The 17,387-nt window shown below is 46.4% G+C and carries 16 protein-coding genes; 9 read left to right on the forward strand and 7 right to left on the reverse strand.

The genetic code is table 11. The annotated features are described in order from the left end of the window. The first annotated feature begins 154 nt into the window (after positions 1-154). From BC8716_RS22070 to BC8716_RS22080, 3 genes are read left to right on the forward strand one after another with little or no spacing between them, the layout of a single operon-like run. On the forward strand, positions 155-1,141 hold the full coding sequence (locus BC8716_RS22070) for an ABC transporter substrate-binding protein (RefSeq protein WP_094429109.1): 987 nt from the start codon (positions 155-157) through the stop codon (positions 1,139-1,141). Positions 1,142-1,162: 21 nt separating this feature from the next. Next, positions 1,163-2,173 carry an ABC transporter permease gene (locus BC8716_RS22075; protein ID WP_094429110.1) on the forward strand — a complete coding sequence of 337 codons (1,011 nt, stop codon included), beginning with the start codon at positions 1,163-1,165 and terminating at the stop codon, positions 2,171-2,173. Then, positions 2,157-2,954, forward strand: coding sequence for an ABC transporter ATP-binding protein (locus tag BC8716_RS22080; protein WP_094429111.1), 798 nt, complete (start codon positions 2,157-2,159; stop codon positions 2,952-2,954). Before BC8716_RS22075 ends, BC8716_RS22080 begins: the two co-directional genes overlap by 17 nt. A 106-nt stretch (positions 2,955-3,060) precedes the next feature. Here BC8716_RS22080 and BC8716_RS22085 read toward each other — a convergent pair whose 3' ends face one another. From BC8716_RS22085 to BC8716_RS22105, 5 genes are all read right to left on the reverse strand, one after another. Further along, on the reverse strand, positions 3,061-4,059 hold the full coding sequence (locus BC8716_RS22085; RefSeq protein ID WP_094429112.1) for a hypothetical protein: 999 nt from the start codon (positions 4,057-4,059) through the stop codon (positions 3,061-3,063). Between the two features lie 138 nt (positions 4,060-4,197). Beyond that, a complete protein-coding gene (locus BC8716_RS22090; protein ID WP_094429113.1) occupies positions 4,198-5,271 on the reverse strand; it encodes a sulfate/molybdate ABC transporter ATP-binding protein in 1,074 nt (357 codons plus the stop codon). Beyond that, positions 5,246-6,082 carry a sulfate ABC transporter permease subunit CysW gene (gene cysW / locus BC8716_RS22095; RefSeq protein WP_257251812.1) on the reverse strand — a complete coding sequence of 279 codons (837 nt, stop codon included), beginning with the start codon at positions 6,080-6,082 and terminating at the stop codon, positions 5,246-5,248. Before cysW ends, BC8716_RS22090 begins: the two co-directional genes overlap by 26 nt. Positions 6,083-6,085: 3 nt before the next feature. Continuing rightward, positions 6,086-6,910 (reverse strand): sulfate ABC transporter permease subunit CysT, encoded by an 825-nt coding sequence (gene cysT / locus BC8716_RS22100; protein ID WP_094429115.1) that lies wholly within the window; start codon positions 6,908-6,910, stop codon positions 6,086-6,088. 72 nt (positions 6,911-6,982) lie between these two features. After that, positions 6,983-8,005 carry a sulfate ABC transporter substrate-binding protein gene (locus BC8716_RS22105; protein ID WP_094429116.1) on the reverse strand — a complete coding sequence of 341 codons (1,023 nt, stop codon included), beginning with the start codon at positions 8,003-8,005 and terminating at the stop codon, positions 6,983-6,985. 366 nt (positions 8,006-8,371) lie between these two features. Here BC8716_RS22105 and ybaK point away from each other — a divergent pair, with 366 nt between their 5' ends. The 4 genes from ybaK to BC8716_RS22125 all read left to right on the forward strand — a co-directional run bounded on the left by ybaK (position 8,372) and on the right by BC8716_RS22125 (position 13,112). Next, positions 8,372-8,848 (forward strand): Cys-tRNA(Pro) deacylase, encoded by a 477-nt coding sequence (gene ybaK / locus BC8716_RS22110; RefSeq protein WP_094429117.1) that lies wholly within the window; start codon positions 8,372-8,374, stop codon positions 8,846-8,848. 97 nt (positions 8,849-8,945) lie between these two features. Then, positions 8,946-10,565 (forward strand): PAS domain-containing sensor histidine kinase, encoded by a 1,620-nt coding sequence (locus BC8716_RS22115; protein ID WP_094429118.1) that lies wholly within the window; start codon positions 8,946-8,948, stop codon positions 10,563-10,565. A 199-nt stretch (positions 10,566-10,764) separates the two neighbouring features. Then, on the forward strand, positions 10,765-12,150 hold the full coding sequence (locus tag BC8716_RS22120; RefSeq protein WP_094429119.1) for an FAD-binding oxidoreductase: 1,386 nt from the start codon (positions 10,765-10,767) through the stop codon (positions 12,148-12,150). Continuing rightward, positions 12,147-13,112: a bile acid:sodium symporter family protein gene (locus BC8716_RS22125; RefSeq protein ID WP_094429120.1), complete on the forward strand. Its 966-nt coding sequence runs from the start codon at positions 12,147-12,149 to the stop codon at positions 13,110-13,112. Before BC8716_RS22120 ends, BC8716_RS22125 begins: the two co-directional genes overlap by 4 nt. A 220-nt stretch (positions 13,113-13,332) precedes the next feature. On the opposite strand, the gene aroA is transcribed toward BC8716_RS22125, so the two are convergent. After that, positions 13,333-14,673 (reverse strand): 3-phosphoshikimate 1-carboxyvinyltransferase, encoded by a 1,341-nt coding sequence (gene aroA / locus BC8716_RS22130; protein WP_094429121.1) that lies wholly within the window; start codon positions 14,671-14,673, stop codon positions 13,333-13,335. 97 nt (positions 14,674-14,770) lie between these two features. On the opposite strand from aroA, the gene BC8716_RS22900 reads away from it, so the two are divergent. After that, complete coding sequence (locus BC8716_RS22900) at positions 14,771-15,226, forward strand: LysR family transcriptional regulator (protein ID WP_257253900.1); 456 nt, start codon at positions 14,771-14,773, stop codon at positions 15,224-15,226. Positions 15,227-15,236: 10 nt separating this feature from the next. Next, the gene (locus BC8716_RS22905; RefSeq protein WP_257007986.1) at positions 15,237-15,653 is read left to right on the forward strand and encodes a LysR family transcriptional regulator substrate-binding protein; all 417 of its coding nucleotides are present in this window, start codon (positions 15,237-15,239) and stop codon (positions 15,651-15,653) included. A gap of 1 nt (position 15,654) precedes the next feature. Here the strand turns inward: BC8716_RS22905 and BC8716_RS22140 are convergent, their stop codons facing one another. Next, entirely contained in the window at positions 15,655-17,256 is a 1,602-nt protein-coding gene (locus BC8716_RS22140) for a glutathione ABC transporter substrate-binding protein (protein ID WP_094423401.1), read from the reverse strand. Positions 17,257-17,387: the final 131 nt, after the last annotated feature.

The raw sequence follows: 17,387 nt of genomic DNA on the forward strand, positions 1-17,387 counted from the left end.
GCTGATGGGCAAAAAAAATTTTCTTAAAAAAACAAAAAAAGTTTGGCGCTGTAATGGACTAAATCGCCAAACTGTTGTATGGTGTTTATTATAGAAATTTTCATTCGATATAATGGCATAATCGTTCTTATTTTAAGGAGTAGGAGGACACCCCATGAGAAAACATCTTTTATTGACGGTTGCACTTACATCTATAGCTGGCCTTCTTGTTGCCTGCGGAAGCACAGAGCAATCAGGCGAAGCGGGAGGAGAACGTGTGGAAATTGGCATTGTCCAGTACGCTGACCACCCTTCATTGGACCAAGCAACAGAAGGGTTCCGCGCAGCGCTTGAGGACTCAGCGCTTAACGTAAAATTTGACGAAAACAACGCGAACGGAGATGCCAATACGTTGCAAACGATCGCTGACAAGCTTATTGGCAACGAAGTTGACCTTGTATTTGCCAATGCTACGCCAGCAGCACAGATTATGGCCTCTTCGATAACGGAAGTCCCTATTCTGTTTACTTCTGTTACGGACCCTGTAGGGGCTCAACTCGTCGATTCATTAGAAGAGCCAGGGGGAAATGTGTCAGGCACGGTTGACTTCCATCCAGAAGCAATTGAAAAATCGATCGCATTAATGGATGAAGAGTTCGACCTCGAACGGATTGGCATGGTCTATAATGCTGGCGAGCAAAACTCGCAACACCAAGTGAACCTTGCCAAAGAAGCTGCTGAAGCTAGGGGAATGTCCATTGTTGAGGCAACTGTGCAAACGTCTGCTGACGTGCAAACGGCAACAGAAAGCTTAATTGGCGAAATCGACGCCCTTTATATCATTACCGATAATGATGTTGTTGCTGGATTAGATGCCGTCATCGGCGTCGCTGAAAGGGAGCAATTGCCGTTATTTGTTGGCGAAATCGACTCTGTCGAAGCAGGAGGGCTTGCTGGTTTTGGCTTTTCTTATTACGACATTGGCTACAAAGCAGGAGAAATGGCCGTTGAGATTTTAAATGATGGAGCCGATGTAAGCACGATGTCCGTTGAGCTGCCACCAGAACTCAATTTAGTGTTTAACCGCGGTGCGGCGGAACGAATGGGAATTAAATGGCAAGACAATTGGGAAGAGCTTGCTGATGATGTCATCGATGAGTAACACGAAGGAAGTGAAAACCGGATGTTTACCGCTGTTTTTGGAGCTGTAGAGCTCGGCTTAATTTATGGAATCATGGCGCTCGGCGTCTACTTGTCATTCCGGATTCTCGATTTTCCTGATTTGACCGTTGACGGCAGCTACGTAACAGGTGCTGCCGTTGCTGCGATTATGATCACAAGCGGCTACTCGCCATTGCTTGCTACGTTTTGTGCCCTTGTTGTCGGCTTCATCGCCGGTTGCTTAACAGGAACGCTCCATACAAAAGGGAAAATCAACCCCCTTCTATCCGGAATTTTAATGATGATTGCTTTATATTCGATTAACTTGCGAATTATGGGCAACAGCCCAAACATCTCGCTTATGCGTGAGGATTCATTGCTGACTATTTTTTCAGACTGGTGGGCAGGATTGCCGATTGACAACGCGGTCAATGGCGCCTTAACTTCGATTGGGCTAGGCGCATTTACTCCATCAAGCTGGTCGATACTTGTGTTCGTCATTGTCCTCGTCTTAGCAGTCAAGCTTGTCATTGACTTCTTTTTAAAAACGGAGTCAGGCCTTGCCTTGCGTGCAACTGGCGACAACCCGAAAATGATCCGCAGCTTATCAGCTAACACAGACCGCCTAAAAATTATTGGCCTCGGCATGTCCAATGCCTTCGTTGCACTAGCCGGTGCAACCGCGGCCCAGTATACAAAATTTGCTGACGTCAACATGGGCATTGGAATGATTATTATCGGCCTTGCTTCTGTCATTATTGGCGAAGCCCTGTTTGGCAAAGGGTCGCTCGTTAAAATTACATTTGCCGTCATTATTGGCGCTGTTGTCTACCGCATCATTATTGCACTGGCGCTTCGAGTTGAGTTTTTAGAGGCAGGCGATTTGCGGTTAATCACAGCAGTGATCGTCATTTGCGCCCTTGTTGTACCAATGCTGATCGAGCAGTCACGCAACAAAAGCCGCAAAGCAAAACGGCTTAAAGCGATTCAGCAAGAAAGAAAGGAGGCCAGCAGCCTTGCTTCGCCTAAATGATGTTTATAAAGTCTTCAACGAAGGCTCTGTCGATGAAAAAATGGCGCTCCAGTCAATCAATCTCACGCTGGAAGAAGGCGACTTTGTTACTGTGATCGGCAGCAACGGCGCCGGCAAATCAACATTGATGAATTTAATTGCTGGCCACCTGGCGCCTGATGTCGGCACGATTGACATTAACGAAAAAAATGTCACCAATTTCCCTGAACACGAACGGGCTAAACTAATTGGCCGTGTGTTCCAGGACCCGCAAGCAGGCACAGCTCCTTCGATGACGATTGAGGAAAACATGGCGATGGCGTACAGCCGCGCCAAAAGGCGCTCGTTTTTCCGGATCGGGGTAACCAAAAACAGGCGCGCTTTTTTCCAGGAACAACTTGCCTCGCTAGGCATGGGCTTAGAAGACCGTTTAACCGCTAAAGTCGGATTTCTGTCAGGTGGAGAACGGCAAGCGTTGTCGCTTTTGATGGCGACTTTTACAAACCCGTCAATTTTATTGCTAGATGAACATACGGCTGCACTCGATCCATCCCGGGCCGAACTGATTACAGATAAAACACGGGAAATTGTTAGCAAAACAAAATTAACAACACTGATGGTCACCCATAATATGCAGCAAGCATTGGATCTTGGCAACCGGTTGATTATGATGGACAAAGGACAGGTTATTTTTGAGGCAACAGCAGCCGAAAAGCGGAAACTGACCGTCGAAAAGCTGCTAAGTGAATTCCAAAAAATTCGCGGCGGCCAATTTGCCGATGATCGGGCCGTTTTAAGTTGAGGCAACGCTTTATGTCTTGATAATGGCGGCTATGTGGCTCCATTAATTCGGAAACGTTACAGTCCAAGGGCATTCACTAACAAACATAAGTGAATGCCCTTCATGTTTAGAATGCAGGCTGATGTTGCCTGCTAGGAGAAGTCACTTCAAGGTTCAACTCTGTTTCAAACTCAACCCCGGGAGTACGAACGGCTAAGTCATACCTTGGCTTCTTTGTTTCATCTGTAAAAAACCCACAGCCAATGGCGTCTCCTTTAGCTAGAAATACTGGATTATTTAGCAAAAAATGTTTTATAGCAGGGGATTCGACATTTGCACTTAACAACACTCGCTTGTCCGCAAAATTTGCAGGCGGCCATTTCACCGCTGTAGCAAACCGCTTTTTATACTGGACCGTTCCTTTCGACAAAAATGGTTCACCCCCTTGGAAATCGACCTCATCGATGTCTGACTCTCCACATGCCCACTCCAGCAAAAAATCATAAACAGCAGCTTGTGCGCCACTTTGGCGATGCCGGGCCTCGCCGCCAGCTACCCCTATCAACCTTGCGTCTAAACGGCGATGTGCTTTGTTTATTGCGCACAAACCACCACTAACGGCAAGCCCGTTTTCTTTAACAAGAAACAGCTTTCCGCTCTTGAATAATTTTTCAAAGGCAGTGTCCACCGGTTCACTGATCGCGCTGTCCCCATGGCGATTATCGATTGTCGGCTTGTGCATATTATAATAAAACTCAAAAAAATCGCTTTCTTTTTCTGCTACCTCATACACAAACCTGCCTTCATTTTTGCGGCGCCGTTTCCTTTCTTGTTTGGCCATCGATTGGACGAGTTCAGAAAACGGTCGCCTCGTGTCAACCGCTTGGTGGATACGGAATGGCAAAGTCCATACGCCATTTTTTTCGGCCTCGCCCTTGCCAACAATTTCCAATCGCAAATCGCCTTCCTTTTCAATCTTGCATTCTGTTTCTGTTACTGGCTCATTGCCAAAAAGGCGTTTTTTGACAAACGGGAACAGCCAGTGCTTGTCTTCCGTTGCGCCGATAAACTGGAGGGAGATTTCTTCGCCATTTACATTGCCGAACGCCTCGGTTCCATATGGCATTAGCAGCACCTCTATTCCAATTTTTCCATTTGCCTTTATTGTACCATTTATTCTCAATTTTTACATCCATCGATATTTGATAAACGTTAACATTCAAAAAAGCAATCCTATTCATCAGATTGCTTTTTTGAAAGAGAACTAAATGGTATAATCGCTTACTTGGAAGACGCCTAGTTTTTCTGGTCGAATGTACGCTTTATCACCGACAGAAAGCCCCAATTGCGCAAATGTTTTTTTAGGTTGCTGAATCTCAATCGTATCGCCTTCTCCAGCCCACTTTGCTTCAATAAATACAATTGGCCCTACAGGATGGACGGAAACAATATCAACTTGCAAATCCTCTTCGCCTTCATACGTTTTGGAAACAGCGATTTCATGGGGACGAGCATAGCCAACGACTGGCCCATTTGTGGTAGCATCGGTTGCAGTAAGCTCCCACTTGGCGCCGGCAACGGCTAATTTCCCAGATTGGCTAATGCCTTTAAACGGATAGGCATTGCCTAGGAATTCGTAAACGAACGGGCTGTTTGGCTCCTCATATACTTCCGTTGGCGTGCCAGCCTGTTCAATCTCGCCTTTATTCATCACGACAATTTTATCTGCAACATCTAGCGCTTCTTCTTGGTCGTGTGTGACAAACACAGTCGTAATCCCTGTTTCTTTGTGCAACGTCCTTAGCCAGCGCCTTAGTTCTTTCCGCACTTGGGCATCAAGGGCGCCAAATGGCTCATCAAGCAACAGCACTTCAGGCTTAATCGCCAGCGCCCGGGCAAGGGCGACTCGTTGGCGCTGGCCGCCAGAAAGCTCTGATGGGCGGCGCTTTTCAAGTCCTTCTAGCTTGACAAGCGCCAGCAGCTGTTCGACAATGCTTTTAATCTCTGCTTTGCTTGGCCGTTCCGATCGTTTTAATACATTCAAGCCATAGGCAATGTTTTGCTCAACGGTCATATGGGCAAATAATGCATAATGCTGGAACACGAATCCCACTTTTCGTTTTCTTGGATTAACGTTTGTGACATGTTTTCCATTGATCCAAACTTCCCCAGCGTCCACTGCTTCAAGGCCAGCGATCATTCGCAAAAGCGTTGTTTTCCCCGATCCTGACGGGCCGAGCAAAGCAAGCAGTTCACCTTGCTCTACCCGTAAATCTACTTGCTTTAAGACATGGGTGTTCCCAAAGCGTTTGTCAATTTTGTTCAGTGAGATCGTCATAGCTCCTCCTTTTTTGCCGCCACTCTACCCATTGTTTAACGCCAATTGTAACGAGCGCAAATAGCGACATGAGCGCCGCTACTGCAAAAGAAGCAGTAAATTGGTATTCATTGTACAAAATCTCAATATGTAAAGGCATTGTATTTGTTTGTCCCCGAATGCGCCCAGACACAACTGATACAGCACCAAATTCGCCTATCGCCCGGGCGCTGCATAGAATGACGCCATATAAAAGCCCCCATTTAATGGCGGGAAGCGTGACATGCCAAAATGTCCGCCATCCGCCTGCTCCAAGTGTGAGCGAAGCTTCTTCCGCTTCAGAACCTTGTGCTTCCATTAACGGAATGAGTTCCCTTGCAATAAAAGGCAATGTCACAAACATCGTGGCCAGCACAATGCCTGGGACGGCGAAAATGATTTGGAAACCTTGTGCTTGAAGCCATTCGCCAAAAAAGCCGTGAACACCATATAACAAAATAAACACTAGACCGGCAATAACTGGCGACACAGCAAAAGGAACTTCAATTAAGGTGATGAGCAACTGCCTTCCACGAAAACGGAACTTTGTTAGTAGCCACGCTGCCGACAAGCCGAACAACAGTTGCAACGGCACGGTAATCACGGTCACAAGCAGTGTAAGCTGAATCGCTGAACGTGCGGCAGGCTCAGTAATCGCTGCCAAAAACACCGTTAGCCCTTGTGAAAACGCCCCTGCAAAAATGACGATAAGCGGGAGTAATAAAAAAGCACCTAAAAACAAAAAAGCGACAATGATTAATATGTGTTGGCTCCACGTTTTGCAGCTGTTTATTTTTCACGCCCCCTTTTGCCCTAATCGTTTTGACAATAGCCACTGCAAGCCGTTGGTAAGCAGCAACAGCAAGAATGACACGACTAGCATAACGACCGCAATCGCGGTAGCGCCTCCGTAGTCAAATTGCTCAAGCTTTGTCATAATTAATAGCGGCACTATTTCTGTTTGCATCGGCATATTCCCGGCAATAAACACAACCGAACCGTATTCACCTAGCGCCCTGGCAAAGGCAAGCGCCATACCTGCCAATAATGCCGGGGCCAACACCGGAAAAATGACTGTTAAAAATGTTTTTACTGGCGTTGCCCCTAAAAGAGCAGACGCTTCCTCTACGTCCTTGTCGAGGTTTTTAAGCACAGGTTCAACCATCCGGACAACAAACGGCAAGCCAATAAAAGTTAACGCAATCGTGACGCCAATCGGCGTAAAGGCAACCTCTATGCCAAAAGGTGCAAGCAATGACCCAATCCAGCCATTTTCCGTATAGAGGCTTGTTAAAGCGATGCCTGCTACTGCTGTCGGTAAAGCAAACGGCAAATCGATCATGCCATCCATCAATCGTTTCCCGAAAAACGAATAGCGTGCCATCACCCATGCCACTAATAGCCCAAACACGCCATTGACTAATGCTGCCATCAAGGCAGCCGAGAAGCTTAATCGAAATGCGGCGAACACGCGGGGGTCATTCACGGCATTCCAAAACGTTTCCCAACCGTTGTGGACTGTAAACAACAGCAACGCAGCTAATGGAATGAGCACCACTAAGCTCAAATAGAGCATTGTAAACCCAAAGCTTAAGCCAAATCCCGGCAATATCCGTTTCATAACAAACTCCTATCATCTATTTTTCTAGTTGTTCCATGCTGCTGATGGAACATCCAGGCGGCAACGTTCTCCTTAATTGGGCTGGTATATCTGGTCAAATATGCCGCCGTCAGCAAAATGTTTGTCCTGCGCCTCTTGCCAGCCGCCAAATTTATCGTCAATTGTAAATAGCTTTACTTCCGGGAACACATCGCGATGTTCCTCTAAAACCACTTCATTCCGTGGTCGGTAATAATGGTCGGCGATCAACTCCTGCCCTTCATCGCTGTAAAGGAATTGCAAATAGGCTTCCGCTACTTCTCTCGTCCCTTTTTGGTCGACGACTTTATCGACAATGGCGACAGGGGGTTCCGTTAAAATCGACATCGACGGTGTCACAATATCAAACTCAGAATCGCCAAGCTCATTTGCGGCAAGAATCGCTTCATTTTCCCATGCCAACAAAACATCGCCAATGCCCCGTTCCACAAAGGAAGTCGTAGCGCCCCTGGCGCCAGAATCTAATGCAGTTACATTTTGGTACAAGTCTCCAACAAATTGTTGTGCTTCTTCCTCTGAGCCGTAGGTTTCCTCTGCGTAACCCCAAGCCGCTAAATAGTTCCAGCGTGCCCCGCCTGACGTTTTCGGATTTGGCGTGACCACTTCCACATCATCGCGAATGAGGTCATCCCAATCTTCAATTTGTTTTGGGTTTCCTTTGCGGACAAGAAAATTAATCGTCGACGTATAAGGAGAAGATTGATCGGCAAATTGCTGCTGCCAATTTGGATCAAGAAGCTCCCGTTCTTGCAAAATATCAATATCATAAGCAAGGGCTAATGTAACGACATCTGCCTCCAAGCCGTCGAGAACGGAGCGCGCTTGGCTGCCTGAACCACCGTGGGAAGTGTTGATAGCAACGTGCTCACCGGTTTTTTCCAGCCAATGGTCAGCAAATGCCTTGTTTACGTCTGCATATAATTCTCTTGTTGGGTCGTAAGATACATTTAAAATCTCAACTGAATTCCCCTCCCCTGATGTTTCTTCACCAGAAGGAGCACAAGCCGCAAGCAGCACTCCTACAGTCGCGACAGACACACCATATCCAATTTTCATAGAATACACCCCTTTAATCCGATTTAATTCATTAAAAATAGATAATTACTTGGTTTTTAAGTAAAAAGAAGAAACCGCTATAGACGGAATCGTTAAAAGAACTGACTCTATATTATTCTTACTATTCCGACCTGTCAATAGGTTTTTCACCCTTTCCTCGACAAACAACAGTGCTTTTTAGGAATGTATACAGCTTAAATTCGTTCCATGCTCCCTTTGCTCGACTGGCATTAACGCCGAAAGAACAGCCTCCTTCTCTTTGGCGCTTGCGCTTTTTTCTACCATTGAGGATGTTCCCTCTTTTTCTGGACAGCTGTTTCCTGTAAAATGTAAAAAGAAGCATGAACCCTACTATTGAGGTGTGAGATGAAACAAACTAAAACGAATGCGATTCGCTTGTTAGAACAACATAAGAAACCTTATACCTTGTTTTCCTATCCGGTTTCAGATGGCAAGATTGATGGCCAATCGGTCGCGCAAAAGATCAATAAACCGGAACACGTTGTTTATAAAACCCTTGTCGCCCAAGGAAAAAGCGGTGCTATTTACGTTGCGCTCATTCCTGTGAACGAAGAGCTTCATTTAAAAAAGTTGCAAAAAGTGACTGCGGAGAAAAAAGTCAACATGCTCTTGGCGAAACAGCTCCATGATGTGACCAATTATGTCCGTGGCGGGTGCTCGCCAATCGGCATGAAAAAGCCATACCCGACTTTTATCGATTCCCAAGCGGCACAGCTAGATACTATTGTCGTAAATGCTGGAAAAGTTGGCTTGCAGATGGAACTTCGGTTAAGTGATTTGGTCGAAGCCGCCAACGCTCAGTTTGCAGAACTAACAATCTAGCTACTCTGTCTTGTGATTAGGAACGCGCTTTTAAGCAGCCTTGAGATGTTACGTTGCCTTCAGGGATGCGGTAAGACTACTACAGCCGGAGGCTCTTATGAAACAGAGAACGAAAATTTTATTGCTCTATCTATTTTGTAGCATAGTATGGGTAGTGGGGTCTGACCTCGTGCTTCTTGCTTTCGACCAAGAAGTCATACCGCTTTTCCAAGGAATGAAAGGCATCGTGTTTGTCCTTGCTTCTAGTATATTTATTTATCTCTTAATCAGCAAAACCGAAAAGCTACAGGAATTGGAAGAGGAAAAGGAAAAAATCGAAACATTGATTAACTCAATGGTCGACTTTGTCAACTTTAAGGACGGCGAGGGACGTTGGATTCAAACCAATGACTATGGCCTAAAACTTTACCAGCTTGAAAATGTGGACTACCGTGGAAAGAAAGATTCAGAACTTGCTGCGTATAGCAAGGCAAGCCGCGAGCCTTTGCTCTATTGCGAGCACACGGACAACTTAACGTGGGAAAGAGGCGAAACGACGAGAACGGAAGAAGTTTTTCCGATGGAAGATGGAACAAAAAAGACGTTTGATACGATTAAAACGCCCATTTATGATGAAAACGGGAAACGAAAAGGACTTGTTGTCATTGGCCGCGATATAACGGAACGGAAAAAAGCAGAGAAACGACTTGCAGAAAGCGAGCTGCGTTACAAAGCTTTATTCGACCATAATCCTGAACTTGTGTACAGAATTGATTTGCACGGGAACATTGTGGATTTAAATGATAAATTTATGCAAGTAACTGGTTATAAACAAGAGGATGCGCTCGGCAAATCAATCCTCACTTACGTCCAACCAGATGACCATGAGCGCTTGCGCTGGAAATTAGAGCAAGTCAAATTGACACGGAGAGCACACCAATGCAACCAAGTCCGTATTAACCACCGCTATGGTGATCGTGTCATTGTCAACTGTGCATCGGTTCCGATCATCATCGATAATGAATTGGTTGGCATTACAGGTTACGCCACCAATATTACAAAAATATTAGAAACAGAAGAAAAGCTCCGTACGACGGAAAAGTTGGCTGTCGTTGGCGAGTTAGCAGCTGGGATTGCACATGAAATCCGCAACCCACTTACATCCCTTAGAGGGTTTGTCCAACTTTTCCAGGATGAAAGCAAGGAAAATAATCCCCTTCATCGGATTATGCTCGATGAATTAGAGCGCATTAATACGATTGCGAGCGAATTGCTCGTTTTGTCACGGCCCCAAGGAGTAGTCTTCCAAAGATGCAACCTTCGCCAAGTCTTAGGGGACGTCGTTCAGTTAATGGATACAGATGCACAACTTAATGGGGCGACTCTATGCCTTCAAGCTGAAGAAGAGCTATCTCTTGAGTGCGACCCTAACCAGTTAAAACAACTGTTTATTAACGTCGTAAAAAATGCAGCAGAATCAGGGGCGAGCGCGATTGTTGTACGAGCATTCCCTAGCCGCACACAAATATGCGTGGCTGTGGAAGACAATGGCTGCGGCATTAGTGGCGACCGAATTGAAAGACTCGGCGAACCTTTTTATTCGCAAAAAGAACGGGGAACAGGGCTTGGGCTAACGATCAGCCATAAGATTGTTGATGCCCACCATGGTTCGATTCAGTATAAGAGTGAGCTAGGAACTGGTACAACGGTCTTCATTACTTTGCCGAAAGTACAATAAACCAAGTCTTAAGAAACAAAGGTTGGAGACACGGCTTCAAGCTGCTCTTTGTCTGGCAGCATCACTCAGTAGCCTGCTGATAACAGCAGGTTTTTTTATCTATACAGGGCCACCGTAACGTGATATAATCTGCCATTATTAGACGAATCGTTTTGGCTTTCAAACGTCGCAACATTCGAACAGAAAAGGGGGATGATGCATGTCTGAGTTGGCCAAGGCATTGCAAGCCCATTTAGGGACTCAAAAAGTGACAATTAACGAAACAGCCCTTGCGCTTCATAGCAAGGACGAATCCTACCATACGCCAAGCAAACCTGAAGTGGTCGCATATCCCACATGTACAGAAGATGTACAAGCCATTATACAGATAGCTAAATCATTTTCCGCGCCTATCTATTCATTTGGCCTCGGCACAAGTTTAGAAGGCCATGCGATTCCGTATGAAGGCGGCATCTCAATCGATTTTTCAGAAATGAATAACATTATTGCTGTAAAAGAAAAAGATTTCCTTGTAACGGTTCAGCCAGGGGTAACCCGTTCTCAGCTCAATCAGGAATTAAAGAAATATGGATTATTTTTTCCAGTCGATCCTGGCGCAAACGCGACACTTGGCGGCATGGCTGCCACCAATGCCAGCGGCACAACTTCTGTGCGGTACGGCATTATGCGGGATCAAGTCCGTGACTTGGAAGTCGTTTTAGCTGACGGGACGATGATCCGCACTGGCAATCTTGCAGCCAAGTCATCATCAGGCTACCATTTAAACGGATTGTTTGTAGGATCAGAAGGCACTCTTGGCTGCTTTACAGAATTGACGTTACGTGTCCACGGCATTCCTGAACATATTGTAGCTGGGCGCGCGGCCTTTCGGACATTAGACGACGCAGTAGCCGCTGTTGTCGCGATTTTACAAGCTGGAATTCCGATTGCCCGCGTCGAGTTAGTAGATGAACCTTCCATTGCTAAAGTCAATGCCTTTAGCGATACTGATTACAGCCAAAAGCCGACACTATTTCTTGAATTTCATGGCAATGAAGCAGGGCTCAAACAAGACGTGGCATTTACAAAAGAAATGGTGGCCGACTACGGTTGCGAAGCCTTTGCTTTCGAAACCGATACAGCGGCACGCAACAAGCTATGGGAAGCGCGGCATAACTTGGCATATGCTTACGTGCATAGCGCCCCTGGACGAAAGCTGATGGTGACAGATGTATGCGTCCCCATTTCACAATTGGCAGACGCGATTCGCACAGCTCGAAATGCGGTCACTTGCTCTCCTTTTGAAGGAGGCATCATTGGTCACGTTGGCGATGGCAATTACCACGTTTTGCTAATGATTGACCCGGCTAACGCTGATGAGATCGAAGCGGCTAGCCGCTTAAATGAAGCGATTGTCAATGATGCACTTGCCCGCGGTGGCACTTGCACAGGCGAGCATGGCGTAGGCATCGGCAAACTGAAATACCAAGCACAAGAACACGGACCAGCGCTTGGTGTAATGCAATCGATCAAACGCGCCCTTGACCCTGAAAATCGAATGAACCCTAATAAATTGTTGTACACAAAGACGGAGGATGTTGTATGAAGTGGATTGAATCGCTTAGTTCTTTTGCCGGAAAATATTTTGCACTGCTTGTTATTGTAGCGGCTATCACTGCTTTTCTTGTTCCAGAAGTTTTTATCCCGATTAATGGCTATGTACCAATTTTGCTAGGCATCGTCATGCTAGGGATGGGAATGACGTTGAAGCCAGTTGACTTTAAGCTTGTTGCCACACGCCCACTCCCTGTTTTGCTTGGCCTTGTGTTCCAATTTACGATCATGCCCTTTACCGCTTTCGCGATTGCTTATTTGCTGCAATTGCCGCCAGAACTCGCGGCTGGCCTTGTGCTGCTTGGTTCAGTCCCTGGGGGCACAGCGTCCAACGTCATGGTTTATTTGGCAAAAGGCGATTTACCCCTTTCAATTACAATGACGTCAATGTCAACGTTATTGGCGCCAATCGCTACACCGGCTTTGCTTTATTTGTTAGCTGGACAATGGCTGCCAGTCAATTTCGTCGACATGTTTACGATGATTGTTCAAGTCATTGTCATTCCCGTTATCGCCGGGTTATTGATTAACCGTTTCTTGCCAAAAATCGCAGCAAAAACATCTGTGGCGATGCCTCTTGTCTCTGTGCTTGCCATTCTCGCGATCTTATCAGCAGTGGTTGCCGCCAACACTGGCAGCTTGATCCAAGCAGGCTTGATTAGCTTTGTTGCCGTGATGCTCCATAATGCCGCCGGCCTCGCACTAGGCTTTATAGCAGCTCTCGCTTTCCGTTTGCCGGCTAGCCAGCGTCGTGCGATTTCAATTGAAGTTGGCATGCAAAATTCCGGTCTAGGCGTCGCCTTAGCAACTGCCCATTTTACACCATTGGCTGCCATACCAAGTGTACTCGCCGCTGCTTGGCACAACATTTCTGGGCCTATCCTTGCCACATACTGGTCAAAACGGCCACTGCCACCAGAGGCCACATCACTAAATAAAAAAAGAGCTTCTTGACAAATAACCCGCCGCAACATACGGCGGGTTTCAGACTGTAGACAAACGCTCGCATACTTCGTCGTTTGCCTCGGTCATATGCTTTGAAACTGTCGTTTCATGCGCAAGAAAACCGCTGCTCATGAACCCCCGTTCTATTCGCATCTTCCCTCGCCAGCACTCCTCGTCTGACAAGCGTTTTCTATCAGTCTGAGGGTGGGTTTTTCCATGAGTTGGCTGCTTAAGAAGAAACGGTTTTTACCCCTATTCCTGTTTGGGCAAGCATGGAAAAATAAGAGGGGCATGTTTTGGCAACGCAGCCAGGATCGTCTAGTTCGATTTTATCTACTCTTGCGCCAATCAGAGCGAGCGCCATCGCCATGCGGTGGTCATCGTATGTGTTTACAACGGTTGGCGTCGGCTGGCCTGGATAAACCATTAATCCATCATGTCTTTCCTCGACACGGATACCTAAGCGGCTTAACTCTGTACAAATTGCGCGAATGCGATCACATTCATGGTGTCGGATGTGGCCAACTCCTTCAATGGCAATTGGACCGTCAGCAAAAGGAGCGATCGCGGCAAGCGTTAAGGCTTGATCGGATAATTCATTCATATTAACGGAAAACCCGCCTTTTAAACGAGGGGGCCCTTCTACTTCAACAAACGATGGTCCGATTTCAAAGTTGCATCCCATTCGTTTAAGGATGGAGACAAACAGAATATCTGGCTGGCTTGTTTTCGTCGAAAAATGGCGTATACGGATTTTCCCTGCTGTGATGGCGGCAAGGGCAAGAAAGTAACAAGCCGTTGAGGCATCGGCTTCAATCGCGATGTCGTTTGCGACATAAGGAGAAGGGTTCACTTCAAGCAAGCTTAAATCAGGCGCTGCTTTCACTTCGACCCCAAAAGCTGCCATCAAGTCGATTGTGATTCGCACATACGCCTGTTGGACAATGCCGCCTTCAACAGTGATCGAGACAGGTTCTTTCGCCAATGGAGCCGCCAATAAACAGCCGCTTATAAATTGGCTGGACAGCTGGCCGCTCATGTTCACTTTTCCCCCGTTCAACCCTTCACCGGAGATGGAAAGGGGATAATGGCCCCTACGGTCGCCATACTGAATGCCTGCCCCTAATGCCTGTAATGTTTCTACCAAGGGAGCAATGGGGCGTTTGTTCATGCTTTGGCTCGCTTCCACATGCCAGTTTCCCGTTGCAGCCGCCAACATTCCAGGCAAAAAACGTCCTGCTGTTCCAGCTGAACCAATATAAAGGGAGCCAGAATGAAACACCCCTCCTCTCCCATAGACAGTCATATCGCTTCCATCTACCGCAATTTTTACCCCTGTTTTTGTAAGCGCATCGATGCACCAATACGTGTCGTCGCTTTTTAACGCATTCCTTAATGTAGAAGTGCCTGACGCAGCTGCTGCCAACAGCAATGCGCGATTTGTTGCACTCTTGCTTCCAGGCACTTCTAACGAAGCGTTTATTCTCTTTTGGCTCGGCGTTAAACGGAGGCGCTCCACCCCTGCTAAAGGCGTCCAAGGGCTACGTGCTTGTGAATCAAACTGAACCATGCTCCAATCTCCTTTGTATTCGTTCTTCCTTTTATTTTAATGACAGAAGTGATATAAATGAAATCAATATTATTAATCGATGACATAGGTGATATTTATGACAAATTTAGAGCATTACCGCATTTTTTATACAACGGCTAAAGAGCAAAACTTTAGCAAAGCCGCTTCCTCCCTATTTATTACACAGCCTAGTGTCAGCCACGCCATTAAACAATTGGAAACGCAACTAGGCGTGTCGCTCTTTGTTAGGCACTCAAAAGGGGTCTTTTTAACAAATGAAGGCAAAGTGCTTTACTCGTACATCAAGCAAGCATTTGCCCACATTGAAACAGGAGAACGGCACCTCCAATCATTGAAAGCGCTTGAAAGTGGCTCGATTACCATTGCTAGCAGCGACTCGATTTGCAAACATTATCTGTTGCCACGGGTTCCCTCTTTTTTGAAACGTTGGCCGAAGCTTGACATTAAGTTCCAGCATGGCTCGACGCCAGACATTATGAAAAAACTAGAGCAAGGGCGAAATCGACATAGGGATTGTGCACTTGCCTATTAACGAGAAGGACATGGAAATAACCCCTTTTAAAACGACGACTTGCCTTTTTTGTACTAGTCCAACATACAAAACGCTTCATGACGGTACCCATTCATTAGCGGAGCTAACCCGCTACCCGCTTGTCTCTTTTTCAGCAGGGAGCAGTACTCGCTCTTTTCTTGAGCATTTATTCCAACAACAGGGGCAAACGTTTTCTCCAGAGTTGGAAGTCGGAAGCATTGAACTGCTAATTGAGTGCGCCAAGCTTGGCATGGGAATTGGCTTTGTTGCTAAAGAGCTGATCGAAAAGGAACTTGAGCGAAGCGAGTTAGTCGAAATCCCAGTCGATATAGCCATCCCCACTAGGGAAATCGCGCTCATCACAAAAAAAGCAGCGCCACTGTCAATCGCAGCGCGCCGCTTTTTTAACCATTTACTTGCCGATTAAATTACTCGACTTTTTCCGTATCACGTAAATAGAAAATACTTGCTGGATATTGCCAGAACCCTTCAATGTCATCGCCCATGCCGGCCAATAACACAGAGTGGTACAAATTGACGACTGGCGCTTCTTCGGCCAACACATTTTGCGCTTCTTCATAAAGGGCCAAACGCTTCTGTTCATCCGTCTCTTTACGCGCTTGCTCTAGCAAATCGTCTAATTGCTCATTGGCAAAGAACGTTCTGTTGCCAGGGGCGCCAAAGTTGGATGAATGGAACATCGGATACAAGCCATAATCGGCATCGACGGTTACGGTTCCCCACGTGCCGATAAACATTTCCGTCTCGCCATCACCGGTCATTTCCAGATAAGTAGCACTCTCAACCGGATTAATGGAAACGTTTATGCCAATTTCTTCAAGTTGGGCTTGCAAGTAGGTAGCCAAATCAACTAATGAGGCAGTGCTGCTGTTTACAGTTAATGTCGCATCAAAACCGTCTTCATAGCCTGCTTCTTCCAGTAGCTGCCGCGCTTCTTCTTGGTCATATTCGAACGTATCGATGTTTTGGCTGTAACCTGTAACAGTAGGCGCAAGTGGCCCAATCGCCGGTTCAGCAACACCGTCCAATAAGCCGTTAATAATGCTGTCTTTGTCAATCGCCATACTAATGGCTTGGCGTACTCGCTTATCAGTAAACGGTTCAACTTCAGTGTTAAAGCCTAGATAAGTCAAGTTCGAGCTTGGAGATTGTTTCACAGTCGTGTTTTCGGCAGACTCGATTTCCGAAATGCTGCTCGGGTTAACAGGGTAAATAAGATCCGCTACATCGCCTTGCAACTCAGCAATTCGCGTTGCTTCCTCTGGAACCGTTTTAAAAGTAATTCCGCTTGCTTTGGCAAGGTTGTCCTTGTCCCAGTAATCTTCATTCCGGGTTACAGAGACCGATTCGCCTGATGTACGGCTGTCCAATTCAAAAAAACCAGTGCCGATCGGATGTGCATCTACGTATGAAAAAGCAGGTTCGCCGTTTTCGATTGCTTCATAATCAGCATCAATCGCTTCTTTGCTAATCATTCCACCAGCTGGATGGGCTAAATGGGAAGGAAGCGGCGAAAATGGGCCGTCTGTATGGATATGAACCGTGTACTCATCGATGACTTCGACATCGGTGATTTTATCAAACAAAAACGCAACAGGGGAACCTAGATCTGGGTCGCGAACACGGTCCAAGTTGGCTTTAACAACTTCAGCATTAAATTCACTGCCGTCGTGGAATGTCACGTCTTCACGCAACTTTGCTTCCCAGACATCATCTTCTATTTGTTCAAGGCTTGTCGCCAAGCTTGGTTGAATCTCATTGTTTTCATCAAACTCAACCAACTTATTGTAAAGAGTCCCCATTACATATAATGAATTCCCATCATTTGCCCCATGGGGGTCGAGAGAAACAGGATCAGACGACAAATCAATCGTTAGCTCGGCCCCGCTTGCGCTGTTTTCCGCCTCATCGCTTGTATTTTCTGCTTGTTCAGGGTCGTTTGAGCACGCAGTAACGACAAGCATGGCAGAAGCTGCAACCGCTAACCATAAAGCGTTTTTCTTAAACATGATGTCACCTCTTTTGTTGTTTCCCCTATTATACTTAATCTCCCATAAGATTACTAGACTTTTTATAAGAGGGTTTGGTGAAAGCCATCATTTCTGGCATCGGCAACAACACCAGAGCGCTTTTAGCGCCC

The organism is Shouchella clausii (assembly GCF_002250115.1).
In the GTDB taxonomy this organism is placed as follows: Bacteria; Bacillota; Bacilli; order Bacillales; family Bacillaceae_D; genus Shouchella; species Shouchella clausii.